This is a genomic window from Microbacterium testaceum (assembly GCF_006539145.1).
GTDB classification, from domain to species: Bacteria; Actinomycetota; Actinomycetes; order Actinomycetales; family Microbacteriaceae; genus Microbacterium; species Microbacterium testaceum.
In genome coordinates this window covers 268,115-293,639 of record NZ_BJML01000002.1, presented here as the reverse complement: position 1 = coordinate 293,639, position 25,525 = coordinate 268,115, and the positions used below count along the sequence as shown (strand labels likewise).

The window sequence follows — 25,525 nt, the reverse complement described above, 5'->3', positions numbered from 1 at the left end:
CGTCCATCCACCCCTGAAAAGAAGGAGTTCCCGTGTTCCGTTTCGTTCCCACTGCCCCGCGTCCTCGACGGGGGGCAGACCTGCCCCCACTGACGAGCGCACGTGCCGGAGCCCTCTTCCTCGACGAACGGGGTGCGGCGACCGCCGAGTACGCCATCGCGACCATGGCGGCCGTGGCGTTCGCGGGGTTGCTGGTCATGATCATGCGCAGCGACGAGGTGCGCGGAATTCTGACGGATCTCGTGCGTCGGGCACTGACGGTCCAGTGAGGATGCCGCAGCTCGGGGAGCGTGGGGCGGTCACCGCCGAGTTCGCCGTGGCGCTGCCTGCTGTCCTTCTCGTCCTTGCGCTGGGCGCCGGTGTGCTCGGTTCGGTGGCAACCACTGTCCGTGCGCAGCAGATGACGGCGGAGGCCGCGCGTCTCCTCGGACGCGGTGACGGCGGGGCGCTGGCGCGCCTCGCAGAGATCGGTGCTGACGCGTCGGTGAACCGCGGCGGGGGAGTGGTGTGCGTCCGCGCATCGCTGCCGGTGCCGTTCGCGCTTCCGCTCCCGCCCGCATCCGCTCGGGCCTGCGCCCTCGACGGGGGTCGCTGATGGCGGGCGCCGTGTCCAGCGTCGGCGTGGCCGCGGTGATCGCGGGCCTCATCGCCGCTCTGGGCGTGGTCGGCGGCGCGGCGCTCGCCGCCGAACGCCTCGCGGGGACAGCCGATGCCGCCGCCCTCGCGGCCGCGGACGCCGCGAGTGGAGCGGTGACGGGTGTGCCCTGCGACGAGGCTGCGCGCATCGCTGAGGCCGGGAACGCGAGCCTTCGGGAGTGCGATGTCGAGGGCCTGATCGCCACCATCACCGTCGCCGGGGCGTACGGTGGGATTTCATTCGATGCGCGCTCGCGGGCCGGACCCCCTGAGGCCGCGATCCCGTGAGACCTCCCGGAACCCGAACAGGGAGGCGTGTGTATGGTGTGCATCGACGAAAGGACCCCAGTGGCAAACGGAAAGAAGCTCGTCATCGTCGAGTCCCCGACGAAGATGAAGTCGATCCAGGGATACCTCGGCGACGACTACGAGGTGCTCAGCTCGGTCGGTCACATTCGCGACCTCGCGTCGAAGAAAGAGATCCCGGCTGACAAGAAGGCGGCGTACGGCAAGTACTCCATCGACGTCGAGAACGACTTCGATCCCTTCTACGTCGTCAACGACCGCAAGACCAAGACGGTCGCCGAGCTCAAGCGGGCGCTGAAGGGCGCCGACGAAGTCCTGCTCGCCACTGATGGTGACCGCGAGGGCGAGGCCATCGCGTGGCACCTGCTCGAGGTTCTCAAGCCCAAGGTCCCCGTCCGCCGCATGATCTTCCACGAGATCACCAAGGACGCCATCAAGGAAGCGGCCGAGCACACCCGTGAGCTCGACGTCTCCCTCGTCGACGCGCAAGAAACGCGTCGCGTTCTCGACCGCCTCTACGGCTGGGATGTGTCGCCGGTGCTCTGGCGCAAGGTCGGCTCGGGTCGTGAGGGCACCGCCCTCAGCGCCGGTCGTGTGCAGTCCGCCGCAACCCGCATGGTCGTCGAGCGTGAGCGCGAGCGCATGGCGTTCGTCTCCGCCTCGTACTGGGACGTCGAGGCTCTCGCGTCTCAGTCCGGCTCCTCCTTCACCACCCGCCTGAACCGTCTCGACGGCGCGCCCATCGCCCGCGGCGGCGACTACGACGACAACGGTCAGCTCAAGAAGGCCGTCGTCGTGCTCGACGAGAAACAGGCCCGCGCTCTCGCTGACGCCATCACCGCCGCCGGCACCGCGACCGTCGCCAAGGTCGAGGCCAAGCCCGGCACGCGTAGTCCTCGCGCGCCTTTCACCACCTCCACACTCCAGCAGGAGGCGGGTCGCAAGCTCTCCATGAGCGCCAAGCACGCCATGGGCGTCGCGCAGCGACTCTACGAAAAGGGCTTCATCACCTATATGCGTACCGACTCGGTCGCCCTCTCGGGGCAGGCCATCTCGGCAGCGCGTGCTCAGGCCGTCGCTCTCTACGGCGACAAGGCGGTCCCTGCGAACCCGCGCGTCTATAAGAGCAAGTCGAAGAACGCGCAGGAAGCGCACGAGGCGATCCGTCCCTCGGGCGAGACCTTCCGCACGCCCGCGTCGCTCGCTTCCTCGCTCGATCGCGACGAGCAGAAGCTCTACGACCTCATCTGGAAGCGCACCGTCGCCAGCCAGATGGCGGACGCCAAGTACGAGACGACGACCGTCACCCTCACGGTGAAAGCCGGTGCACAGGTCGCCGAGTTCACGGCATCCGGGACCGTCTACACGTTCAAGGGCTTCCTCGAGGCGTACGAGGAAGGAGCCGACGAGAAGCGCAACGATGACGACGCCGATCAGTCCCTCCCCGCCGTCGCCGTCGGCGACACGCTGTCGGTCAGCGACGTCGAGCCCAAGGGTCACAGCACCTCTCCGAAGCCGCGTTACACCGAGGCCAGCCTGGTCAAGGCGCTGGAAGAGAAGGGGATCGGTCGCCCGTCGACGTTCGCCAGCATCATCGGCGTGATCCTCGATCGCGGCTACGTCAGCAAGCGCGGCCAGGCCCTCGTGCCGAGCTGGCTCGCCTTCAGCGTCGTGCGCCTGCTCGAGGAGCACTTCGCCGATCTGGTCGACTACGACTTCACCGCCGCCCTCGAGGACGATCTCGACGCCATCGCGCGCGGTGAGCAGCGTCGTACGGAGTGGCTGAAGTCGTTCTACTTCGGATCCGAGAAGCAGGTGGGCCTGCGTCACATCGTCGACAACCTCGGCGAAATCGACGCTCGCGAACTCAACTCCACGCGGATCACCGACACGGCGACGCTGCGCTTCGGCAAGTACGGCCCCTACCTCGAGGTCACCGACCCCTCAGCCGGCCCCGACGCGAAGCCCCGTATCGTCAACATCCCCGAAGACCTGGCTCCCGACGAGCTCACGCCCGCGAAAGCCCAGGAGCTCATCGACGCCCCCGTCGCCGGCGACCGTGTGCTGGGGGAGAATCCCGACAACGGCAAGCTCGTCGTCGTCAAGGACGGCCGCTTCGGTCCCTACGTGCAAGAAGTCGACGCCGAGGAACCCGAAGAGGTCGACCAGGCCACGGGCGAGGTCGTGGAGGCTCCGAAAAAGCGAGGGGCGAAGAAAGAAGCGGCCCCCAAGCCCCGGACGGCGTCGCTGTTCCGGTCGATGTCGGTCGACACCGTCGACCTCGACACGGCGTTGCAGCTCCTCTCGCTCCCGCGCGTCGTCGGAACCGATCCCGAATCGGGCGACGAGATTACCGCGCAGAACGGTCGCTTCGGTCCCTACCTCAAGAAGGGCACGGACTCGCGGTCGCTCGACGACGAGAAGCAGATCTTCGACATGACGCTGGAGCAGGCCCTCGCCAAGTACGCCGAGCCGAAGTACGGCGCCCGCCGGGCGTCCAGCGCGCTCAAGGAATTCGACGCCGACCCCGTGAGCGGCAAGCCCATCAAGCTCAAGGACGGCCGCTTCGGCCCCTACGTCACCGACGGTGAAACCAACGCGACCGTTCCCCGCGGCGAGGACGCGATGGCCATCACCTTCGAGCGTGCGGTCGAGCTGATTGCCGACAAACGCGCCAAGGGCCCGGCGCCCAAGAAGACGGCCGCCCGCAAGGCCCCGGCGAAGTCGGCGACGAAGGCCACGACGAAGACGACCGCGGCGAAGACCACGGCGACCAGAACCGCCGCGGCAAAGACCACGGCGGCGAAGACGACCGCGACCAAGAGCGCGGCGGCCAAGACCGCCGCCACCACAGCGGCGGCGCCCAAGGTGGCATCCACGCGCAAGGCGCCGGCGAAGAAGTCGTGACCGACGACCCCACCCGGCCGCTGACCGTCCCCCGGGCGGCCTCGGCCGGGGGCCCCGGCCTGTTCGTCACCTTCGAGGGCGGCGACGGCGCGGGCAAGACGACCCAGGCATCGATGCTCGAGGACTGGTTGGGCTCGCGTGGCCATACGGTCGTCCGCACGCGCGAACCCGGTGGTACCGAGGTGGGAGTGCGCATCCGCGACATCGTCCTGCATCATCGCGGTCATATCGCGGCGCGAGCCGAGGCCCTGTTGTACGCGGCGGATCGTGCTCATCACATCGAGACCGTCGTTCAGCCGGCCATCGCCCGCGGCGACGTCGTGATCCAGGACCGCTACCTCGACTCCTCGGTCGCCTATCAGGGCGCGGGCAGGGTCCTGGATGCCGACGACATCCGCACCCTGTCGCTCTGGGCGACGGGCGGTCTCCTCCCCGACCTCACGGTGCTGCTCGACCTCGATCCCGCTGCAGCGCGTCGTCGACTGGATGCCGACGACAAGCCGTTCGACCGGCTCGAGGCGGAGAAGAGCGAGTTCCATGCGCGTGTGCGGGCCGGTTTCCTCGCCCTCGCCGTCGCTGAACCGCGGCGGTTCCTCGTGCTCGACGCCACACTTCCGGCGGACGAGCTCGCGCGCCACGTGCGCGCCGCGGTCTTCGCGCGCCTCAGCTGACGCAGCGCCGGGCGATCCACAGTCGAACGCCAGCGGCCGTGTCCGACCCCGCGGTTAGGCTGGAGCCCATGTCCATCGCCCTCGATCCGTCCGTTCCCGCTGCGGGGGCGGCGGCATTTCCTTGGGATGCCGTGTGGGGGCAGGACGAGGCGGTGCAGACGCTGCAGAACGCGGCGTCCGATCCTTCCGCGCTCGCCCACGCCTGGCTCATCACCGGACCTCCGGGCTCCGGTCGCTCCACGTTGGCGTACGCGTTCGCCGCGGCACTCATCGCCGATCCCGGTGACGAACCGGCGCAGCGTCAGGTGCTCGCCCGCACGCACCCCGATCTCACCGCTCTGCGCACCGAGCAAGTCGTCATCCGCATCGACGAGGCGCGCCGACTGGTCGAACGCGCGTCTTTCGCCCCCTCGCTCGGTCGTCACCGTGTAATCGTGGTCGAAGACGCCGATCGCATGGCGGAACGCACCTCGAACGTGTTGTTGAAGGCCCTCGAGGAGCCACCCGAGAAGACGGTGTGGGTCCTCTGCGCGCCCAGCGACGCCGACCTTCTGCCCACCATCCGCTCGCGCGTGCGCGTGTTGCGCCTGCGCGAGCCGTCCGTCTCCGACGTCGCCGCTCTCGTCGTGGAGCGCACGGGAGTCAGCCCCGATATCGCCGAAGAATCTGCCCGGCACGCACAGCGCCACATCGGGATGGCGCAACGCCTCGCCACCGACGACGACGCCCGCGGACGTCGGGCCGAGACCCTCGCCGCCGTTCTCGCCGTCCGCGGCATCGGCGACGCCGTCGAGGTCGCCGGGCGAATCGTGCGCCTGGCGACCGACGACGCCAAGGCGCTCACGGCCGCCCGTGACGAAGAGGAGCGCCGCTCGCTCCTGCGCATGCTCGGCGTGGCCGAGGGGGCCGCGGTGCCGCCGTCCGTGCGCGGTCAGGTCAACGCCCTCGAAGACGATCAGAAGCGCCGGGCGACCCGCAGCCTGCGCGACGGCATCGACCGCGTGCTCACCGACCTGCAGTCGCTGTTCCGCGACGTCGTGATGATCCAATACGGCCGCGAAGGTGATCTCGTGAACAGCGAGCGCCTCGATGCCCTGCGCGCCTTGGCCTCGGAATGGTCGCCCTCGCGCACACTCGGAGTCCTCGACCGCATATCGGTCACCCGCCGCAACCTCGAACAGAACGCCGCCCCGCTGCTGGCGCTGGAGAGTCTCATGATCACCGTCGCCAACGGATCCGCCCCGTGAGCGTGCGCCGCCGGCTCGCGGCCGTCGTTGCGGGCGTCGCGGGTCTGGTCCTCACTCTGTCGGCCTGCCTCTACGCGCAGATCCCGCCCATGGCTCCCGCCGTAGGCCCGTCGTTGACTCCGCAGACCGAGGGCATCGACGCCTCGCTCCTGCCGTACTACGGGCAGGAACTCAGCTGGACCGACTGCGGTTCGGCGGGCTTCGACTGCACGACGGTCACGGCTCCGCGCGACTACTCCGACCCGTCGAAGGGCGAGCTGTCGTTGGCCGTCATCCGCCACCGAGCGACATCGGGACAGCCCCTGGGTTCGCTCCTGACCAACCCTGGCGGGCCCGGCGTGAGCGGTGTCTCCACCGTGCGCGACTCCCTCTCGCTCGTGGCGGACGAGACGCTCACGAGGGAGTACGACGTCATCGGCTTCGACCCGCGCGGTGTCGGCCAGTCTGCCCCGGTCACCTGCTACGACGCGGCGGGCATGGATGCGTTCCTCTACGACATCCCGCCGGGAGCGCGCGGCAGCGACGAGCGCAACTCCGCCCTCGAAAAGCGTCAGGCCGACTTCGCACAGGCGTGCCAGCAGAACAGCGACGGCATTCTGCCGTACGTCTCCACAGAGAACGCGGCACGCGATATGGACCTGCTTCGGGCTGTCCTGGGCGATAAGAAGCTCAACTACCTCGGTTTCTCGTACGGCTCGTTCCTCGGCACCACGTACGCGGGGCTCTTCCCCGATCGCGTGGGCCGGATGGTGCTCGACGGCGGCATCGACCCCAGCCTGCCCAGCACCGCGAGCGGAATCGCCCAGGCGGTCGGATTCGAGAACGCCCTGCGCGCCTTCATGGCGGACTGCCTGAAGAGCTCGGACTGCCCGTTCACCGGTTCCGTCGACGACGCGATGAACGACCTCTCCTCGCTGCTCGAGCGGGTCGACGCTCGTCCCCTGACCGGCCCCGATGGCCGACAGCTCGGCGCGGACACCCTCGTGACCTCGATCGTGGCGGCGCTCTACAGCGACCAGAACTGGCCGTACCTCCGAATCGCTCTGACCGGCGTGCAGAACGGTGATGCCTCCGTCGCCTTCCAGCTCGCAGATTTCTACAACGGTCGCGTCGATGGGAAGTACCAGGACAACACGATGCAGGCGCTGCGCGCCTACAACTGCGTCGATTATCCCGACGAGGGCGACGAGAACGACCCGCAGATCGAGCAGGAGCTTCAGCAGAAGGCGCCGGTCGTCGCACCGTACTGGCTCGGGCCCGACGCGTGCGCCGCGTGGCCGGCACCGCCGACCGGGAAGCGCGCGGCGATCACCGCCCCCGGCTCCCCGCCGATCGTCGTCCTCGGTACGACCGGCGACCCCGCCACACCGTACACGGAGGCGCAAGCGCTCGCCGGTCAGCTCTCGCAGGGCGTGCTCGTGACCTACGTGGGTGAGGGACACCTCGCCTATAACAAGGGCAACGACTGCGTGAACTCGGCCGTCGACGATTATCTGGTCGACGGCGCCGTGCCCGCCCAGGGGCTGCGCTGCGAGTAGCGCCGCGCGCCCGGCCGCCTGCCCGCCTAGGCTGATGACGTCACACCCCGAGGAGACCCCATGACCGCGCCCATCGCCGACCTGGCGACCTACATCGACCACACGCTGCTCAAGCCCGAGGCCACCCGCGCCGACGTCGAGCGCCTCATCGCCGAGGGCGCCGAGCTCGGCACCTACAGCGTGTGCATCTCGCCCTCTTTCCTGCCGGTGCAGCTGCCGGAGGGACTCAAGCTCGCGGTCGTGTGCGGCTTCCCGAGCGGTAAGCACCACGCCGAGGTCAAGGCGGCGGAAGCCGCCCTGTCGGTCGCCCAGGGCGCCGATGAGATCGACATGGTCATCGACGTGGGTGCGGCCGTCGAGGGGCGTTACGACATCGTCGAGTCCGAGATCCGCGCCGTCCGCGCCGCGGCTCCCGCCCCCACCGTGCTGAAAGTCATCATCGAGTCGGCGGCGCTCTCCGACGAGGCGATCATCGCCGTCTGCGAGGCCGCGGTGAACGCGGGCGCCGATTTCGTGAAGACGTCGACGGGTTTCCATCCCGCCGGCGGCGCGAGCGCCCACGCCGTCGAGCTGATGAAGCGCACCGTCGGTGACCGCGCCGAGGTCAAGGCCTCCGGGGGCGTGCGCACCCGCGCCGCCGCCGAAGAGATGATCGCCGCGGGCGCCACACGCCTGGGGCTGTCGTCGAGCCGTGACATCCTCGCCGACCGCACCGCGGCCGGCGACTACTGACCGCGTACCTCGACACCCGCTGGAGCATGTAAGATCGATGATCGTGCACGCGACAGCGCGCACATGCCGCCTTAGCTCAGACGGCAGAGCGATTCACTCGTAATGAATAGGTCAAGGGTTCGATTCCCTTAGGCGGCTCCGAAGGCCCTCACCCGCTTCCACCGGGTGGGGGCCTTTCTTCGTCGACGAGATACCCGACCGCCTCTTCCGCGCTGTTCCGTCTATGGTCGGCCCCGAGGGTCGCGGCTCCGCCGCTCACTCTCGCTCTGATCGCGACGCGGCGTCTCGAGGCGCTGCAGCCGGGTCCGTCTCCGGTGAGCCCGGTGGCAGCCCGATAGGCTGATCCCGCCTCGTTCCGCGCTCGCGTGACGGCCGTCCTCCGCCCGCTGACCTCGCTGGAGCTCCCGTGTCGAACGCCCTCGATGCCGTCATCGAGATCTTCACGTGGGTGGGTCTGGGTGGTGGCTTGCTGTTGGCTTTCGCGGCAGTGTTCCTCTTGCTGGCCGACGGCACCTGGCTTCCCGCTCGCGCCGTCGTCGAGGATGTCGAGGGCGGCCGCGTGGTCCGCTGGTTCGACGCCGACGGGGGAGTGAACGAGGCGCCCCTCTCGGCACATGACGAGGCGAAGATCGGCGCCGCCGATATGGCCGATATCTTCTATCGCCGTGGTGCGGTGAACCGCATGCGGCTCGCGCGCTCCTCGCCCCTCGTCCGTTTCGTCTCGCTGCTCGCCGCGGGAGTGCTCGGCCTGGGCGTGCTGGCGTTCGTCGTCTCGATCGTGGTGCTGTTCGCTCGGGGGTGACCGACTGGCGCACAGGCCATATAGCTAGATAAGCTAGCTATATGGCATCGTCCTCTGCGCCCACTCGTCGCTCCCCCCGAGGGGAAACAACCCGGCGCTCCGTGCGGCCCCCGCGTGTCTCGCGGTGGCTGCGTGTCGGCATCCCGAGTTTGCTCGTGCTGCTGTGGGTGGTCGGCGGATCGATCGGCGGGCCGTTCTTCGGCAGAGTCGACCAGGTCGCGACGAACGATCAGTCCTCGTTCCTGCCGCAGTCGGCCGATGCGACGCGCGTCAGCGAACGGTTGACGGACTTCACCGGCAGCGACACGATTCCCGCGATCGTGGTCGCCACGACGTCCGACGGCAGCGCCCTGAGCGATGCGCAGGTCGCCGCCCTGCAGAGCCTTGCCACCGACATCGCCGCCGTCGAGGGAGTGGCCGGCGACGCCTCGCCCCCCGTGGTCTCGGACGACGGTCAGGCGGCGCAGATCTTCGTTCCGATCGACAGCTCCGGCGAGGTGCGGGAGGTCGTCGAACAGGTGCGCGAGAGGGTGTCGGCGCAGATTCCCGCCGGGGTCGAGGCGTGGGTCACCGGTCCCGCCGGGTTCACCTCCGACCTCGTGAAGGGCTTCCTCGGCATCGACGGTCTGTTGCTGGTCGTCGCGCTCGCGGCGGTGTTCGTCATCCTCGTGATCGTGTACCGATCTCCTCTCTTGCCGATCCTGGTCCTGCTCACCTCGGTGTTCGCGCTCTGCGTCGCTCTTCTCACCGTGTGGTGGCTCGCCTATGCCGGGATCGTCGTGCTGAACGGCCAGGTGCAGGGGATCCTCTTCATCCTCGTCATCGGTGCGGCCACCGATTACGCCCTCCTCTACGTCGCGAGGTTCCGTGAGGCCGTCGGCGAAGGTCTGAGGAGATGGGATGCCACGACCCGAGCGTGGAGGGGCGCCTTCGAGCCCATCCTGGCATCGGGTGGCACCGTGATCGCGGGCCTTCTCTGCCTGTTGCTGTCCGATCTGGCTACCAACCGTGCTCTGGGGCCGATCGCCTCGATCGGCATCGCCTTCGCGGTGCTCTCGGCGCTGACGTTCCTGCCCGCACTGCTGGCGTTGGTCGGTCGGGCCGCGTTCTGGCCGTTCCTGCCCAAGCCGGGCCGGTCGGCACTCCCCGCCGACCTCACGCAGCCGGTGAAGGGCCTGTGGCCGCGGCAGGCGCGTCTCGTCGCCCGTCGCGCTCGTCCCATATGGGTCATCTGCACGCTCGTGCTTCTCGCGGCGTGCGTCGGCATCACGCAGCTGCGCGCCGACGGCGTGCCCGCGAGCGACCTCGTCCTCGGCGCCTCGGAGGCGCGCGATGGGCAGATCGCGCTCGCCGAGCACTTTCCGGGCGGCTCCGGCAGTCCTGCCTACGTGCTCGTCCCCGAGAGGGAGGCCGCTCGGACCGTGTCCGTGCTGCAGAACGCCTCGGGGATCGAGGCGGTCTCGGTGTTCAGCGCCGACGCCCCCGGCGGGCAGGCGTCGGTGACCGTGGTCGACGGCGTCCTGCAGACGACGGCGCTCGGTGCCCCCGGCGCACCCGCCCCGTCCCCGACGGTTTCCGACGGCGATGTGCTGCTGGCCGCCACCCTCGCCGACACGGCCGATTCGTCTGCGGCGGACGACACCGTCCGTCAGCTCCGCACCGCTGTGGCCGTCGAGTTGGGGGAGGGGACGGCGCTGGTGGGCGGGGTGACCGCGACCGACATCGATTCGATCGACACGTCGATCCGTGACCGCACACTGATCATTCCGATCGTGCTCGCGGTGATCCTGCTGATCCTCATGGCGCTGCTGCGCTCGATCGTCGCGCCCGTCATCCTCATCGGTACGGTCATCGTGTCGTTCGGGGCCGCTCTCGGCGTCAGCGCTCTGGTGTTCGACGGCATCCTGGGCTTCCCGGGAGCGGACCCGGCCGTGCCGCTCTACGGCTTCGTCTTCCTGGTGGCGCTGGGCGTGGACTACAACATCTTCTTGATGTCGAGGGTGCGGGAGGAATCGCTCGCGCACGGCACGCGTGCGGGGATCCTGCGCGGACTCGTCGCAACGGGTGGCGTGATCACCTCGGCCGGTCTCGTACTGGCGGCGACGTTCGCCGCTCTCGGGGTCATCCCGATCCTCTTCCTCGCCCAGCTCGCCTTCATCGTGGCGTTCGGAGTCCTGCTCGACACCTTCGTGGTCCGCTCCCTCCTCGTGCCCGCCCTCGCCTACGACCTCGGCCGCCGTATCTGGTGGCCGTCGAAGCTGGGGCGCGCGGATGCCGATACGCGTAGGCTCGACGCATGACGCGCGCCCTGTTCATCGTCGACGTTCAGAACGACTTCACCGAGCGCGGGGCGCTGGGCGTCGAAGGGGGCGACGCGGTGGCGGCGCGCATCTCGCACTACCTCGCAGAGCACGCCGACGACTACGCGCTGATCGTGGCTTCGCGCGACTGGCACCACGGCGACGATGACAACGGTGGACACTTCTCCGACGCCCCCGACTTCGTCGACACGTGGCCCGTCCACTGCGTCGGCGGGACCTTCGGCGCCGATTACGACGAGGTCTTCGATACCTCTCGCGTCACCCATCACCTCAAGAAGGGGCAGGGCGAACCCGCCTATTCGCTGTTCGAGGGCATCACCGACGATGGCGAGACCGCGGCGCACCTGCTCGAGTCTCACGGCATCCGGGACATCGACGTCGTGGGGATCGCGACGGACTACTGCGTACGGGCCTCGGCCCTCGATGCGCTCGGCGCGGGGCGACGGGTGCGCGTGCTGACCGACCTGGTCGCCGGGGTGCACCCCGACTCGAGTGCCGCCGCCCTGACGGAGATCGCGGCCGCGGGTGCGGACGTGACGACCTCGCGGGCCTGAGCCGACCCTCACGCGCGCGGTGCGGGGCCCGTCTCGTCGTCGGCGCGCGGAATCGTGATCGTCACGCTCGTCCCCGTGCCGGGAGCACTGGTGATGCGCAGTGTTCCGCCGTGCTCGCTGACGATCCGTTGGACACTCGCCAGTCCGATGCCGCGTCCGCCGTCGCCGGCGTCGGCGAGCCGACCGCGGTTGCCTTCCTGCGCGATCGAGGCGAGATCGTCGGGATGAATGCCACGCCCCCGGTCGCGCACACGGACCGCGGCGCCCTCGTCGGTTTCGAAGGCGTCGATCTCGATGAGGTCGTCGGAGTACTTCGCGGCGTTCTCGAGCACGTTGGCGATGGCGCGTCGCAGCCCCAGGACATCGCCCCAGACGGGGACGGCATCCATCTGTCCGAAGACGACTCGTCCGGGCGCATCTCCGGGGAGCACCAGCGAGACCGCCCCGCGCGCGATCAGATCGAGGCTCGCGCGGCGGCGTCCTCGCTCTGACGCGGTGGTGACGTCGGCCATGAGCGCCTGGGCCATCGCGATGATGTGGTCGCTCGCCTGGGCGGCGAGATGCAGAAGGCGGTGGTCGGGGGGAAGCTCCTCGCCGATGAGGTCGAGGTAGCCGCGCAGCGCGGTGACGGGAGAGAGCAGGTCGTGCGCGAAGGTTCGCTGCAGAGCCAGACGCTCGTCGGCCGCCTGCTTCTCGGTCGTCAGGTCGCGCACGATCTTGACGAATCCCCGCACCTGGCCTTGGTCGTTGCGGATCGCGGAGATCGTCACGCGTGCCCAGAACTCGCTGCCGTCGTTGCGCACGCGCCAGCCGGTGTCTTCGACGTGTCCGTCGCGCTGGGCGGCGGCGAGCAGCTGGTCGGGCCTGCCTCGGTGCCGGTCTTCTTCGCGATAGAAGCGCGAGAAATGAGAACCGAGGATCTCGTGCTCGTGGTACCCCTTGATCCGTTCGGCGCCGAGGTTCCAGCCGCGCACGAAACCGCCGCTGTCGAGCTTGACGATCGCGAAGAGATCGACCTGCTCGTCCCAGTCCTGGGGGATCGAGCGTCGGATACTCGTCAGGGGGTGGGTGGGGTCGACACCGGGAGGGGCGGAGGACAGGGGCGGATCATCCGGAACCATGGTCATAGGAGAGCGCCCGTGCGGGCCGGGGTGCTTGCTGAAGGCATATGCCGATCATGCCCCGGGTGCACGCCCGGGAATAGAGATTGACATTCCCGGGCGGCCCCTCACGACGAGACGGTGACGAGCGTCCGCTGCCACCCGCTCGATCCGTCGGGAGCGATCGGCGCCTGATCCTGGATCTGAAGGTTGCCCTGTTTGTCGGTGGCGCGAACCGCGATGTAGTGCGTGCCGGCCTCGGCGGTCCAGTCCAGCTTCCACTGCACCCACGATTGGTCGTTGATCGGCGTCGACAGCTGCGTCTCCTGCCATTCGCCGTTGTCGATGCTCACCTCGACCTTCTGCACGCCCACGGGCTGCGCCCAGGCCATGCCGGCGACGACGACGGCGCCCGCCGGGACGGGAGATCCGATCTTCGGGGTGTCGACGCGCGACGACATCTTGATCGGCGCCTCGGCGGAGTAACCACGCGGCGTCCAGTACGCCTCGTCCTTGTCGAACCGTGTCACCGTGAGCTTGGTGACCCACTTCGTCGCCGACACGTAGCCGTACAGGCCCGGCACGACCATGCGCACGGGGAAGCCGTGCTCGAACGGGAGGGGTTCGCCGTTCATCTTCACGGCGAAGATCGCGTCGAGGTTGTCGTCGGTGAGCGAGGAGAGCGGAGTGGATGCCGTGTACCCGTCGACGCTCTCGGACAACACCATGTCGGCATCTCCCTGCACGCCCGCCATGCGCAGCACGTCGCGGATGGGGATGCCGGTCCAGATGGCGTTTCCGACGAGACCGCCGCCGACTTCATTGGAGACGCACGTCAGAGTCACGCCGTACTCGTCGAGACCCATGTTGACGAGGTCGTCGAAGCTCAGCTCGATCGGGTTGTCGACCATGCCCTCGATCGAGAGGCGCCAGGTCGTGGGATCGACGTTCGGAACCGTCAGCGCCGTATCGACGCGGTAGAAGTCGCCGTTCGGCGTGATGATCGGGCTCAGGTTGGCGATGTCCCAGTTCGCCCCCTCGGGCACGGTGACGGTCGTGCGAGCTGCGGGGATCCGCAGTGCGTCGCGGGCCGCGGCGACCGACGAGGTGGCGGTGTTGAGCACGCGAGCGCCGACGCCCACGATCACCGCGCCGACCGCGCTGATGCCGGTGAACAGCAGGAACTGGCGACGGTCGGTGCCCACGGCATCCGCCCTGTCCGCCGTGGCCGCGGAGACCCAGCGCCGCAAGCGAACGATGGCCAGAAGGAGCACGAGGATGCCCGCGACGGTGCCGATGACCGGAGGGAGCCAGGCCAGGGCGCCTGCTCCGGTCCGGGTGACGATGGCTGCGGTCGCGAGGATGCCGCCGATTCCCAGCAGGATCGCACCCACGAAGCGGAAGCGATACTCGAGAGCACCGGCGACCGCGGCGGCCACGGCGGCGCCGAGACCCACGCCCGCGAGCAGGGCGATCTTGTCGCTCTCGCCGAACAGCGTGATGGCGAGCTCTTTGAGGGGGCGCGGGACGATGTCGACGATGAACGAGCCCACCGCGAGGATCGGGCTCGCCGACCGCGCGACAAGAGCCGCGAGCGCTTCGGCGACGGCGAGAAGGGCAGCCGCCGACACGATGCCGGCCAGTGCTGCCCAGATCCAGGCGTGCGGGCGGCGGACCGTGGTGTTCTTCCCGGTCCGGGCCGCGGTGTCGGTCGTCATGGCATTCCTCGTCTCCGCCCTTCGCGCAGACGCGACGAGCCTCCACCCTTCTTCGGAGCGGACGGGGGAATGGATGCCGTCAGCGCGCGGGTTCGGGCGCGTTCGTCGTCGCGGGGGTGAGGGCGAAGACCGCGACACCGGTCACGATGAGTGCCAGAGCGAGGCCGAGGCCCGGTCCGAGATGCTCTCCGAGCAGCGGCACGGCGACGATGGCGGTGAGTACGGGGCTGAGGGCGCCGGCGGCGGCGGGCAGACTGCTGCCGAGGTTCTTGACCGCTACGACGTAGCAGGCGGTCGAGAGAAGCCCCGTGCCGACGCCCTGCACGAGGGCGTAGGTCGCCACGCTGCCCAGGTCGGCGGTGCCGGAGAACAGCGTCGAGGGGAGCACTCCGGTCGCGGCCAGCAGCAGAGCCGATGCCACCGAGACGACGGACACGACCACGATCACCGCGACCGGATCGAGGCGTGTGCGGGCGACCCCGAGTGTGTAGGCGGCCCACACGAGGCCGGCGGCGAGCAGAACCGCGATCCCGCCGGGCCCGGCCGGTCCGCCGGTGAACAGCGCACTGGCCATCACGCCGGCGACGATCGCGGCGAGGGCGAGCAGGCGTCGTGCCGACATCCGGCGGCGGTAGCGGAGGAAGAGGAGCAGCGCGACGAAAAGGGGGACGGTCCCCGGCACGAGCAGTCCGGTGAGCGCCGCAGAGGTGAGGTGCGCACCCCACGCGAACAGCAGGAAGTGCGGAAGCCCGGCCAGCAGCACGAGGGCCAGCACCGACGGTCGCTCGGCGCGCAGGGCGCGGAACGTCCGAGGAATCCAGGGACTGAGCACGGCGGCGGGCACGGCGAAGCGCACGATCGCGGCATCCGCCATGGTGAGTCCGGCGCTCTCGAGAGCGCGAGTGGACAGCGCGAACGACGCCCACAGAGCGACGACGGCGGCGAGAGCGGTGACGCCGACGACGGTGCGGCGGGGCAGGGCGAGGGGGAGCGGAAGGGCGAACGTCGTCACCCTGCGAGCGTAGAAAGACCACCGACGCAGGCGATTGCGATTCTTGCTCCCGCGGGGTCGAAATTGGCAGAATCTGCCTTATGAACGCCCTCGACCGCATCGACCGACTCATCCTGCGCGAGTTGCAGAACGACGGGCGGCTCTCCAATCAAGAACTCGCCGATCGCGTCGGCCTCTCCCCGTCGCCGTGTCTGCGACGCGTGCGTCAGCTCGAACAGGCGGGCGTCATCGAGGGCTACCGCGCGGTCGTCTCGCCGAAGGCGGTCGACCTCACCATCACGGCTTTCGTGCGCCTGCGTCTCGCCTCGCACGAGGGGTCGACGGTGGATGCCGTGGAGCAACGCCTCCGCGCGATCCCGCACATCGTCGAAGCGCACCTGCTCGCCGGCGACTGGGACTACCTCGTGCGGATCGTCACGCCGAGCTTCGAGGAGTACGAGCGGCTCCTCCGAGAGCACCTGCGTGCAATCCCGTCGCTGTCGTCGATCGACACGACCTTCGCGTTCGGGGTCACCAAGCCCGTTTCGCCCTTGCCACTGGAACCGGCCCCCGGGCACGCGTAAGGCCCGGGTCGACGATCGCGACCCGGGCCCGGGGCAGTTCAGCGCTGCGAGCGCTGCCTGAGAACCTTCGCCTGCACCTTGCGGCGGATCTTCTGCACCTTCGGGTCTTTCCAGACCCGGTAGGCGACGGTGCCGGCGGCGGCAGCGCGGCCGATCGCCGTCCTGGCAAGGACGGCACCCGCCAGAGCGACCGCTCCGGTTCCGATCCAACGTGCGACACCCATAACGCCTCCTCGATTGTGTGTGGGTTCTCACCTCACACGATCCAGCGCCGGATGCCGCGCCGCTTGCGCCGACGCCGTGGTTGTGCGTCGCTCAGCGCAGCGACCCGCCGGAGGGGGCGGCGAAGGGCTCGAGGGCGGCGATCACGTCGTCGCTCAGTGCGACCTTGCTCGCCTCGACGGCGTCGTCGATCTGGCCCGGGCGCGAAGCCCCGATGATCGCGGTCGTGACCACCGGGTCGCGCAGCACCCACGCCACGGCCAGCTGCGGGATGGACAGCCCCGCCTCGCGGGCGACCCCGTCGATGCCGCGGATGCGCTCGAGGTAATCGTCGGTGAGGGCGGACTCGTCGAGGAAGCGGCTGTCGGCCGCTCGCGAGTCGGCGGGCACGGTGCCGTCGAGGTACTTCGCGGTCAGCAGGCCCTGGGCGAGCGGCGAGAAGACGGCGCTGCCGACCGAGAGCTCGCGCAGTGTCGGGAACAGCTCCGCCTCGGGCGTGCGGTCGAACAGCGAGTACCGCGGTTGGTGGATGAACAGGCGCACACCCTCGGCCGCGAGCAGCTCGTGCGCGCGACGGGTGAGTTCGGCCGGGTAGTTCGAGATGCCCACGTACAGGGCCTTGCCGCTGCGCACGATGTCGGCGAGGGCCGTGACCGTCTCTTCGATCGGCGTCTCGATGTCGACGCGATGCGAGTAGAACACGTCGACGTAGTCGGTGCGCATGCGCGTGAGACTCTGCTCCAGCGAGCGCACGAGATACTTGCGCGAGCCGCCGTCGCCGTATGGACCGGGCCACATGTCGTATCCGGCCTTGGTCGAGAGGAACAGCTCGTCGCGGTAGGGGCGCAAGTCGCTGTCGAGGACCGTCCCGAAGGTCGCCTCGGCCGCACCGTAGGGCGGACCGTAGTTGTTCGCGAGGTCGATGTGCACGACGCCCCGGTCGACGGCATGACGAAGAATCTCGCGCTGCGAATCGAGCGTGCGTCCGCTGCCGAAGTTCTGCCACAAGCCGAGCGAGATGCGGGGGAGGGGGATGCCGCTCGCCCCGGCGCGCAGGAACGGCACGTCGTCGTAGCGGGTGGAGGACGCGGTGAAGGCGGACGTCAGGCGGGGATCATCGGCGGCGATGGGCATGGTTCTCCTCGGCGGTGAAGGGGGACACCGTCGACTCTGCCACGGATCGCGCGGCTCTCAGGCGGGAACGCGCGCGAGCTCGTCGCGAAGAATGCCGGCACCCGCCGACAGGGCGCTGAGCTTCTCGAACGCCACCTGCCGGGGGAGGGGCGCCATGCCGCAGTTCGAACTGGCGACGAGCTTGTCGGCATCCACGAACTGCAGGGCTCGCCGGAGGGTATCGGCGACCTCTTCGGGGGATTCCACCTCGTGACTGGCGACGTCGATCGCACCGAGCATGACCTTCTTGCCACGGATGAGCTCGATGAGATCGATCGGCACGTGCGAGTTGTGGCTCTCGAGCGAGACGGTGTCGATGCTCGAGCGCTGCAACAGTGGGAACGACTCCTCGTACTGGCGCCACTCGGCCCCGAGCGTCGCCTTCCAGTCCGTGTTGGCCTTGATGCCGTAGCCGTAGCAGATGTGCACCACGGTCTCGGCGCGCAGTCCCTCGGCCGCGCGCTCGAGAGTGGCCACGCCCCAGTCCTTCATCTCGTCGAAGAAGACGTTGAAGGCGGGCTCGTCGAACTGGATGATGTCGACTCCCGCGGCCTCGAGCTCGCGCGCTTCCTGGTTGAGGATGGTCGCGAATTCCCACGCGAGCCTCTCGCGGCTGCGGTAGTGATGGTCGGCGAGGGTGTCGATCATCGTCATGGGGCCGGGAAGGGCCCACTTGATCGGTCGGTCCGTCTGCTGGCGCAGGAAGGCGGCATCCTGGACGAAGACCGGCTGGCGGCGGCTCACCGCGCCCACCACCGTCGGCACGCTCGCGTCGTAGCGGTCCCGGATGCGCACGGTCTCGCGGTTCTCGAAGTCGACGCCCTCGAGGTGCTCGATGAAGGTCGTCACGAAGTGCTGACGGGTCTGCTCGCCGTCGCTGACGATGTCGAGGCCCCGGCGCTCCTGCTCCTTGGCGGCGCTGCGCAGGGCATCGTGCTTACCCTCGACCAGCGTGTCGCCGTCGAGCTCCCATGGCGACCACAGCACCTCGGGCTTGGCGAGCCACGCGGGTTTGGGGAGGCTTCCGACGATGGAGGTGGGCAGGAGGGTGTTCACAGTGGTCGCCTTCGGGGTCGTCATCGGGTCGGGAGGGCGTCGGAGACGAGCCACGCGTCGAGCACGGCACGGTGGGGCTTCACGAAGTGCTCCTCGGTATAGCGGCCCTGCGTGATGCCCAGGCGGCTGCGCTCCTCGCGGTCGTAGGCGATGTTCGTGCGGGTGAAGTCCTCGTGGGCCAGCGTGGGGCGGTAGACCTCGCCCGCGGGCTCGTGCGCGTTGTAGATCTCGGGGCGGTAGATCTTCTGGAACGTCTCCATCGTGGCCACCGTGCCCGCCAGCTGCAGGTCGGTGTAGTCGGCGAGCAGATCGCCGCGGAAGTAGAACGCCAGCGGGGCGACGCTGCCGCGCGGCATGAAGTACCGCACCTGCAGGCCCATTTTTGCGAAGTACTCGTCGGTCAGCGAGAACGAGTCCTGCTCGTACTCGTGCCCCAGGACGGGGTGTACGACGCCGGTGCGGTGATAGGTGCGACTCGTCGACACGCTGATGCACACCACGGGCGACTGCGTGTAGCGCTCGCGGTAGGCCTCGGAGTCGAGGAAGTGCTGGAAGAGCTTGCCGTGCAGGATGCCGAAGTCCTCGGGCAGCGTGAAGCTCTTGCCCTCGCCGTTGGCCGCGGGCAGCAGCACGCTGAAGTCGTAATCGCGCAGGTACGACGAGAAGTTGTTCCCGACGATGCCCTGATGGCGCTCACCCGTGACGGTGTCGACGACGTGGATGTCGAGGACCTCGAGCAGGGGGAACGCGCGGTCGTCGCCGGCGTCGTCGAACTGCAGCTCGGCCGAGACGATGTCGAGCTCGACGCGGTAGCGGTCGCCCGAAGGGTTGTCGGCGTCGGCGAGCTCGTTGAAGCGGCGGTCGATCATGGCCAGCGCGTTGCGCAGGTTCTGTCGGCGGTGCTCGCCCCGGGCGAGGTTGGCGAAGTTCGTGGTGATCCGCGAGCTGGACGAGGGCGCGTAGTCCTCGTCGAAGCGTGTGGTGGAGATGCGGAACGTGATGTCGTTCGCCATGTCGAGCCAATCGGGAGGGGCCGGGGTCGGCCGTGCGGTGAGCGTGTCCTCATCGTCCCGCCGGCGAGGTGTCATCGGGTAATTCCGTCCGGCTATGCAGAGGTATAGCTTTGGGCTATGGCAAAGAGGGCGAGCGGCATCACTCTGCAGCAGTTGCAGTACTTCATCGAGGTGGCGGCCGAAGGATCGATCAGCGCCGCCGCCGACCTGCTCTACGTCGCGCAGCCCACGATGTCGGCGGCGATGCGCGATCTCGAGACGCGGGTGGGGCGAGACCTGCTCACCCGATCGGCGCGTGGCGTCACCCTCACCGTCGACGGGGTCGAGTTCCTGGGCTACGCCCGGCAGGTGGTGGAGCAGGCCGAACTGCTCGAGCAGCGCTACCTGGGGCGACCGCCCTCACGACGCCTGCTCGGCGTCTCGGCCCAGCATTACTCGTTCGTCGTCGACGCGTTCGTGCGGATGGTGAAGGCGACGGATGCCGCGGAGTACGAGTTCTCGCTGCGCGAGACGCGAACGTGGGACATCATCGAAGACGTCCGGACGCTGCGCAGCGAACTCGGCATCCTGTTCCGCAACGACTTCAATCGGAACGTCCTCGACAAGCTGCTGCGGGACTCGGGGCTCGCCTTCCACCCGCTCTTCCGCGCCGAGCCGCACATCTTCGTCTCTCGACGCAATCCGCTCGCCGGTCGCGAGCGCGCGACGCTGGACGACCTCGCAGACCTCCCGCGTCTCACCTTCGACCAGGGCGCGAACAACTCCTTCTACTTCGCCGAAGAGATTCTCTCGACCCTCTCGAGCAGGCAGGAGATCCGGGTCTCCGATCGCGCGACGATCTTCAACCTCATGATCGGTCTCGACGGGTACACGATCTCCACCGGCATCATCAGCGACGACCTCGACCCCGAGATCGTCGCGGTCCCCCTCGACGTCGACGAGCGGATCGAGATCGGCTGGATCGGTCGCACGTCCATCCCCCTGACCGAGCAGGCGCAGCGGTATCTCGCCGAGGTGCGGGATGTGGTCGCGGGGTTCGGCGTGGAACTGCTGGACTGAGAGCGTTTCACGCATGATGTGAAGCTTCACACGCGTAGCCTCCGACGTGATCTCTGCCGGAAACATGCCGCTACGACGGCGATTTCCGCCTGTCACGCCGCCGCACGATGAGAACTCGATGAGAACCCTCACGCGCTCCTTCTCTACGGCGGCGTGTTGCGCTTACTGTCTCAAGACGCGGCACCGATGCCGCGGACCATTCGAAGGAGAATGACCATGCAGCACGCATCCCCCCGATCCCGCCCCCTCTTCCAGCGCGTCGTCGTCGCGGCCGCGGCGCTCGCCGCCGTCGTCGCCCCGCTGACGGTGACCTCGACCCCGGCAGAGGCCGCGGGTCGAATGACCTACACTCTGTACACCGAGGCCAACCCCACGGCCGATCAAGCCGACGCGTACGACCGCATTCGAGCGGCGATGGATGCCGCGGTCTCGCGCTACAACGAGTTCAGCGACTTCGACCGCCACCTGAACGTCTACTACGTCCCCGGGGTGCCCACCGCCGAGGCGAGCATCGACGGCACCATCCGCTTCGGCGAGAACCGCGGCTTCATGCAGGAGCGCACGGCCCTGCACGAGATCTCGCACACCGTCGGCAACGGCACGGCCAACGCCTGGTACGCGATGTGCCAGAACGGACAGTGGACGGGCGCGAACGCCAACGCGAAGCTCGCCGAGTTCGACGGGGCCGGTGCGGTGCTCAACTGCGGGGGGTCGCACATCTGGCCCTACGGCCTCAACTACGACAACGAGATGTCCGACCTCAACGCCGACCGTCACGTGCAGATCATCTGGGCGATGATCGCCGACGGTATGTGACAGCGCACGCGGGCGCCGCGCGGCCGATACGGCTCGCGCGGCGCTCTGTGGTCGTTTAGCCGTGAAGACAAACGATGACACGTCTGCGGCGCAGCGCCAGAGCCGTCGCTCCAGCGAGGAGAGCTGCCGAGCCCAGGAGAGCTGCAACCCACGTCGCACCGACGCCCGTCTTCGCCAGCGACCCCGGCGCCACGACCTCGATGGCGAGCCGGCCGAAGACGCGGCCATCGCCCCGCGCGACCTCGAGCGTGTGCGCGCCCTGGTCGAAGCCGGCGGGGACGGTGACACGGAAGACGACGCGGCCCGAGTCATCGGCGGCGGGAATGCCGGCGATCGGCAGCGGCGTGCTGTGCAGGACGGCCGAGATCTGCTCGCCGGCGTTCAGCCCGGTCGCGGTGACCGTGAAGGACTCTCCCGGGGCGACGCGTGTGGCGCTCGCCGTGGCCGTCGCCTCCGACGCGGAGTCGCCGGGGGTGGGAGAGGGCTGCGTGGTGGGTTCGGGGGAGGGTGACGATCCCCCGGCGGGCACGATCGTGACGGTCATCGTCACGGTGCGCAGGGCGGGGAGCACCTGCTCGTCCTTGCTCATGTCGAGCACGGGTCGGTCGCCGGCTGCCCAGTGGACGCGGCCGATGCGGGTGTCACGGCCGTTGCCTTCGACGCCGTCGCCCCAGGTGTGGAACACGTAGAGCTCGTTGCCGTCCTCGTCGGTGGTGACCGCGCCGTGACCCGGGCCCTGCGGGTAGGTGAGATAGTCCCAGACCCCGGCCGGCATCGGCACGCTCTTCATCAACGGGGTGTTGTACTTGTGCCAGCTGTCGATGTCCATGAGGTCGCTGTCGAGGTCGGCCCAGACGCCGCCGACGACGTATCGCGGGCTCACACCGTCGCTCGAGTAGATCAGGAAGATCTTGCCGTCGCGCTCCATCGCGAACGAGCCCTCGGCCAGGCGCAGCTCCCACGAGAGCGACGGCGAGATCACGGGTTTCGCCTCGCCCACGATTCGGGTGGGGTCGGCGGGGTCGACCTTCGCGATCCACGTGAGCGGGTCGCCGAACCCGGGGGAGGTGTAGCGCTGCGACCACGTGTAGTAGGCCTGCCCGTTCGCCTCGAAGTACGTCATGTCGAGGCTGATGTTGCTGTAGCCCTCGCGACCGAGCGCTGTCCCGTCGGCCTGCAGGACCGGCGCGGGCTTCGACCAGTCCGCCGGGTTCGCGGGATCCCCGCCGTCGCGGAGCTGCATGATGTACGACTGCACGGTGCGCCAGTCGGCGCCGTCGTTGGCCTGCGAGTCGCCCGAGTTGAAGCACGGCGAGAACAGGATCGACAGCGTGCCGCCGATCTCGTGGATCTCGGGCGCCCAGTAGCAGCCGGCGATGGTCCGACCGTCGGTGGTGGTGTCGCGGCGCGTCCAGCGGTTCAGCAGGTCGACCTCGCGTTGCGCTCCGCCCGCGGCATCCGACAGTCCGTCGAACGTGTCCGAGACGCGGATGGGCAGGTGGGGCGAGGCGATGTTGTTGTTGTTCGTGTCGTCGGTCGCGATGAAGAGGTACTGCGTGCGGCCCTCGCGCTCGTAGCGGTAGATGGTCGGGTCGGCGCGGTTGGCGGCGAAGGGGACGCTGTAGTCCTTCTGGCGGACGGTGCCCGTCACCATGACGATGCCCTGAGTGGCGGCGCGCGCCGCCGCCAGGTCGTCGGCGTTCCAGTCCACGGGGAGGGTCGCGGTCGAGCCGTCGCTGTACGAGAGGTCGGCGCGCGTGCGGTCGAGGGCGTCGCCGGCGCCGGCCGTGACGGTCACGGGTGCGACCGAGACGGCGGTGTTCACGACGCGGTCGTATCTCTCGGCCAGAGCCGTAGCGATCGCGGCGCTGACCGGCAGTATGCCGCCGGGTTCGGCATTTGCGACGCGACCCGCGAACGAGCCCCAGGACGGATCCGCGACACCGAGCGGGGAGCCGGCGATGACGTCTCCGCGGTTGCCTGTCGATACGACGCGGCTGCGGGTGCCGTCGTTTTCGGTATTGAAGGGGTCGGCGACCTGCTCCGTGCGGGCGAGGTCGGTCACGGTCGTGTACCGGGCCTGGCCGGAGCGGTCAGCCCACGACACGAGGTAGCGCTGTTGCCCCGAGTCCCACACGGCGCGCGGAGAGACGACCCCGTCGGTGGTCCCCAGGTCGATCGTCCCGAGCTCCGCGAACTGTGAACCGCGGTCATCTTCGGCGCGGAACACGAGCGCCCCACTCGAGGCCGTGGCATCCGGTGTTCCCGACATCTCGACGCGCGTGGCGACGAAGCCGAGCCGGCCGTCGGCGAAGAAGAACGGTGAGGGGGAGCCGATCCCGCGCTGCTCCACGTTGTCGACGCCCACGTGCTCGCCGCGTGCGAAGACCACGCCGTAGTTGTCTTGCAGGGGCTGCGCGGTGTCGGCGGACGAACCCACCGCGAGGTGGATGCTCCGCGCGACGGTGTCCTGGTTCGCGTCGTGGTCGTTCGTCGGCGTGCGGGTGTAGGCGACGAGGCTCTGCGCCGTGGCGGGATCGAGCACCGTGACGGTGAACGTCTTCGAGAACGTGGTGGCTCCCCAGGTCGCGGAGGCGGTGACCTGAGAAGTGCGGTCACCCGAGCCCGGGTTCACGAGCGCCCCGTTCGCGACGGTGTCGCCGCTCCAGCGCAGGTCGACGCCCGCGACGGTCGGGAGGGAGGTTCCGGATGCCACGACCGGCGGCACGACGAGAGATGCGCTCAACCGAGCCGAGAGGTCGGCAGCGGAGTCCGCCTTCACGGTGACCTGTACGGGCGCTCCGGTTGCGGTGGCGCCGGCGAAGGTCGTGGTCGATGTCAGCGTGACGGTGGCGTCGGGCGAGCCGGGGGCGGGGCGGGTCACCCGACCGTCGGTGGAGACGACGGCGGGCGCGCTCGACGCCCACGAGATCGACGAGCCGCCGGTCCCCGCGCGGGGGAGCGCCAGGTCGGCGGTGACGGCGGAGGTGTCGCCGAGGTCGACGGCGGCCGCGTCGGCTCGCGCGATCGCGTCTGCCGCGGGAGCGGCGATCGCACGGACCTGCTCCGCGTCGAGTGCCGCGCGGTCCACGCGGACGTCGTCGACAGCGCCCGCGAAGAACGGGTCGCCCGGGTAAAGCGACTTGCCGATGAGTCCCGAGAACACCGAAGACCCGACGGTGGCGGCACCCGTGGCGGTCGTCGCGGTGGATGCCACGGCCTCGCCGTCGACGTAGGTGGTGACACGCTGCCCCGACGTGAGGGCGACGGCGAGGTGACTCCACCGAGTCGACGACGCGGGCCCGTTGCCGGTCGCCCGCTGCTCGGTGCCGGATTTGACGGCGCCGATGAGGTTGCCGCCGCAGCGCGGTGTGGCGAAGAGGTACCGGTCGTTCGAGCTGCCGAGGCTGTACGCCCACGAGCACTCCTGCCCGCCCGACCAGCGGACCCACGCCGAGATCGTGACGTCGCCCGTCGAGGCGTCGGTCAGGCCGGGCGCGATCTCGACGAAGGCCGCTCCCGACGTCGCCGCCCCGCCGGGCAGCGAGAGTGCGCGGTCGGAGCCGCCGCGGGGGCCCTCGACGATACTCGCGCCGGCGCCGCGCAGAGTTCCGGCATGGGCTCCGGCGGCATCCGGGATCTGAGCCCCGGCGGCGAGAGAGCCGGTGTCGAGGCTGTCGAAGTCGTAGAGGAGGGCGGCCGCGGGAACGGCGGCCTGGGCCGGAGCGATGCCGGTGACGAGCCCTGCGCCGACCAGGGCAGCGGCGACGGCGAGAGCGGCAGGGCGACGTGAACGCATGCGGGGAGCCTTTCGGGCGAACGGCGAGGCGTCGCGTCCGGGTCGCCGGTCCGGCGACCGAGACCGCACGTCGTCGTGGCGGTCCTGGCCGGGGTTGCGGTTTCCGGCCTGGGTCGCGACCGACACTAAACAATGCGGAGCGGAAGGCGCAAGGCAGAATGTGAACCTTCACTTGTGACCGCATTGTTTCTTGACCTCTTCGGGTGGCACTTGTAGCTTGCTCGTGAGTGTGAGCGCTAACACGCGCCGACTCGGAAGAGCAGCAGGGTTGCGGTCTTTC

General features: G+C 69.2%; 22 protein-coding genes and 1 tRNA gene. 15 read left to right on the top strand and 8 right to left on the bottom strand.

Features of this window, described 5'->3' with window-relative positions; translation table 11 throughout:
* The first annotated feature begins 32 nt into the window (after positions 1–32).
* The 12 genes from MTE01_RS05445 (at position 33) to MTE01_RS05390 (ending at position 11,714) form a co-directional block, all read left to right on the top strand.
* The gene (locus MTE01_RS05445) at positions 33–269 is read left to right on the top strand and encodes a DUF4244 domain-containing protein (RefSeq protein ID WP_103206127.1); all 237 of its coding nucleotides are present in this window, start codon (positions 33–35) and stop codon (positions 267–269) included.
* Positions 270–271: 2 nt separating this feature from the next.
* A complete protein-coding gene (locus tag MTE01_RS05440) occupies positions 272–595 on the top strand; it encodes a TadE family protein (RefSeq protein ID WP_103206128.1) in 324 nt (107 codons plus the stop codon).
* Positions 595–924 carry a helicase gene (locus MTE01_RS05435; RefSeq protein WP_103206129.1) on the top strand — a complete coding sequence of 110 codons (330 nt, stop codon included), beginning with the start codon at positions 595–597 and terminating at the stop codon, positions 922–924. Before MTE01_RS05440 ends, MTE01_RS05435 begins: the two co-directional genes overlap by 1 nt.
* A 60-nt stretch (positions 925–984) precedes the next feature.
* On the top strand, positions 985–3,849 hold the full coding sequence (gene topA / locus MTE01_RS05430; RefSeq protein WP_141376123.1) for a type I DNA topoisomerase: 2,865 nt from the start codon (positions 985–987) through the stop codon (positions 3,847–3,849).
* Positions 3,846–4,520 (top strand): dTMP kinase, encoded by a 675-nt coding sequence (tmk, locus tag MTE01_RS05425; RefSeq protein ID WP_141376120.1) that lies wholly within the window; start codon positions 3,846–3,848, stop codon positions 4,518–4,520. The genes topA and tmk overlap by 4 nt, the downstream gene beginning before the upstream one ends.
* 68 nt (positions 4,521–4,588) lie before the next feature.
* The gene (locus MTE01_RS05420) at positions 4,589–5,767 is read left to right on the top strand and encodes a DNA polymerase III subunit delta' (protein WP_170210615.1); all 1,179 of its coding nucleotides are present in this window, start codon (positions 4,589–4,591) and stop codon (positions 5,765–5,767) included.
* Positions 5,764–7,305, top strand: coding sequence for an alpha/beta hydrolase (locus tag MTE01_RS05415; protein WP_246077990.1), 1,542 nt, complete (start codon positions 5,764–5,766; stop codon positions 7,303–7,305). The genes MTE01_RS05420 and MTE01_RS05415 overlap by 4 nt, the downstream gene beginning before the upstream one ends.
* Positions 7,306–7,365: 60 nt before the next feature.
* Positions 7,366–8,037 carry a deoxyribose-phosphate aldolase gene (gene deoC, locus MTE01_RS05410; RefSeq protein WP_103206132.1) on the top strand — a complete coding sequence of 224 codons (672 nt, stop codon included), beginning with the start codon at positions 7,366–7,368 and terminating at the stop codon, positions 8,035–8,037.
* 65 nt (positions 8,038–8,102) lie between these two features.
* Positions 8,103–8,175, top strand: a tRNA-Thr gene (locus tag MTE01_RS05405).
* Positions 8,176–8,443: 268 nt separating this feature from the next.
* Positions 8,444–8,839 carry a hypothetical protein gene (locus MTE01_RS05400; protein ID WP_103206133.1) on the top strand — a complete coding sequence of 132 codons (396 nt, stop codon included), beginning with the start codon at positions 8,444–8,446 and terminating at the stop codon, positions 8,837–8,839.
* A gap of 41 nt (positions 8,840–8,880) precedes the next feature.
* Positions 8,881–11,139, top strand: a complete 2,259-nt coding sequence (locus MTE01_RS05395; RefSeq protein ID WP_141376118.1) for an MMPL family transporter — start codon at positions 8,881–8,883, stop codon at positions 11,137–11,139.
* Positions 11,136–11,714 carry an isochorismatase family protein gene (locus MTE01_RS05390; RefSeq protein ID WP_116239118.1) on the top strand — a complete coding sequence of 193 codons (579 nt, stop codon included), beginning with the start codon at positions 11,136–11,138 and terminating at the stop codon, positions 11,712–11,714. The genes MTE01_RS05395 and MTE01_RS05390 overlap by 4 nt, the downstream gene beginning before the upstream one ends.
* Before the next feature lie 8 nt (positions 11,715–11,722).
* Here MTE01_RS05390 and MTE01_RS05385 read toward each other — a convergent pair whose 3' ends face one another.
* From MTE01_RS05385 to MTE01_RS05375, 3 genes are all read right to left on the bottom strand, one after another.
* A complete protein-coding gene (locus tag MTE01_RS05385) occupies positions 11,723–12,841 on the bottom strand; it encodes a PAS domain-containing sensor histidine kinase (RefSeq protein ID WP_246077989.1) in 1,119 nt (372 codons plus the stop codon).
* A 101-nt stretch (positions 12,842–12,942) separates the two neighbouring features.
* Positions 12,943–14,532, bottom strand: a complete 1,590-nt coding sequence (locus MTE01_RS05380; protein WP_141376116.1) for a molybdopterin-dependent oxidoreductase — start codon at positions 14,530–14,532, stop codon at positions 12,943–12,945.
* Positions 14,533–14,611: 79 nt separating this feature from the next.
* Positions 14,612–15,544, bottom strand: a complete 933-nt coding sequence (locus MTE01_RS05375) for an EamA family transporter (RefSeq protein ID WP_141376114.1) — start codon at positions 15,542–15,544, stop codon at positions 14,612–14,614.
* Between the two features lie 80 nt (positions 15,545–15,624).
* Here MTE01_RS05375 and MTE01_RS05370 point away from each other — a divergent pair, with 80 nt between their 5' ends.
* Positions 15,625–16,107: an Lrp/AsnC family transcriptional regulator gene (locus MTE01_RS05370; protein ID WP_141376112.1), complete on the top strand. Its 483-nt coding sequence runs from the start codon at positions 15,625–15,627 to the stop codon at positions 16,105–16,107.
* A 38-nt stretch (positions 16,108–16,145) separates the two neighbouring features.
* Here the strand turns inward: MTE01_RS05370 and MTE01_RS05365 are convergent, their stop codons facing one another.
* The 4 genes from MTE01_RS05365 to MTE01_RS05350 all read right to left on the bottom strand — a co-directional run bounded on the left by MTE01_RS05365 (position 16,146) and on the right by MTE01_RS05350 (position 19,571).
* Positions 16,146–16,331 carry a hypothetical protein gene (locus tag MTE01_RS05365; protein WP_116239113.1) on the bottom strand — a complete coding sequence of 62 codons (186 nt, stop codon included), beginning with the start codon at positions 16,329–16,331 and terminating at the stop codon, positions 16,146–16,148.
* A 91-nt stretch (positions 16,332–16,422) separates the two neighbouring features.
* A complete protein-coding gene (locus tag MTE01_RS05360; protein WP_141376110.1) occupies positions 16,423–17,463 on the bottom strand; it encodes an aldo/keto reductase in 1,041 nt (346 codons plus the stop codon).
* A gap of 57 nt (positions 17,464–17,520) precedes the next feature.
* On the bottom strand, positions 17,521–18,558 hold the full coding sequence (locus MTE01_RS05355; RefSeq protein ID WP_141376108.1) for a methionine synthase: 1,038 nt from the start codon (positions 18,556–18,558) through the stop codon (positions 17,521–17,523).
* Positions 18,559–18,578: 20 nt separating this feature from the next.
* Positions 18,579–19,571, bottom strand: a complete 993-nt coding sequence (locus MTE01_RS05350) for a putative oxygenase MesX (protein ID WP_116239111.1) — start codon at positions 19,569–19,571, stop codon at positions 18,579–18,581.
* 117 nt (positions 19,572–19,688) lie between these two features.
* On the opposite strand from MTE01_RS05350, the gene MTE01_RS05345 reads away from it, so the two are divergent.
* Together MTE01_RS05345 and MTE01_RS05340 are read left to right on the top strand one after the other, a co-directional pair.
* Complete coding sequence (locus MTE01_RS05345) at positions 19,689–20,630, top strand: LysR family transcriptional regulator (RefSeq protein WP_103206142.1); 942 nt, start codon at positions 19,689–19,691, stop codon at positions 20,628–20,630.
* Between the two features lie 216 nt (positions 20,631–20,846).
* A complete protein-coding gene (locus MTE01_RS05340; protein ID WP_103206443.1) occupies positions 20,847–21,446 on the top strand; it encodes a hypothetical protein in 600 nt (199 codons plus the stop codon).
* Between the two features lie 55 nt (positions 21,447–21,501).
* On the opposite strand, the gene MTE01_RS05335 is transcribed toward MTE01_RS05340, so the two are convergent.
* On the bottom strand, positions 21,502–25,245 hold the full coding sequence (locus MTE01_RS05335) for a family 43 glycosylhydrolase (RefSeq protein ID WP_141376106.1): 3,744 nt from the start codon (positions 25,243–25,245) through the stop codon (positions 21,502–21,504).
* Between the last annotated feature and the right edge of the window lie 280 nt (positions 25,246–25,525).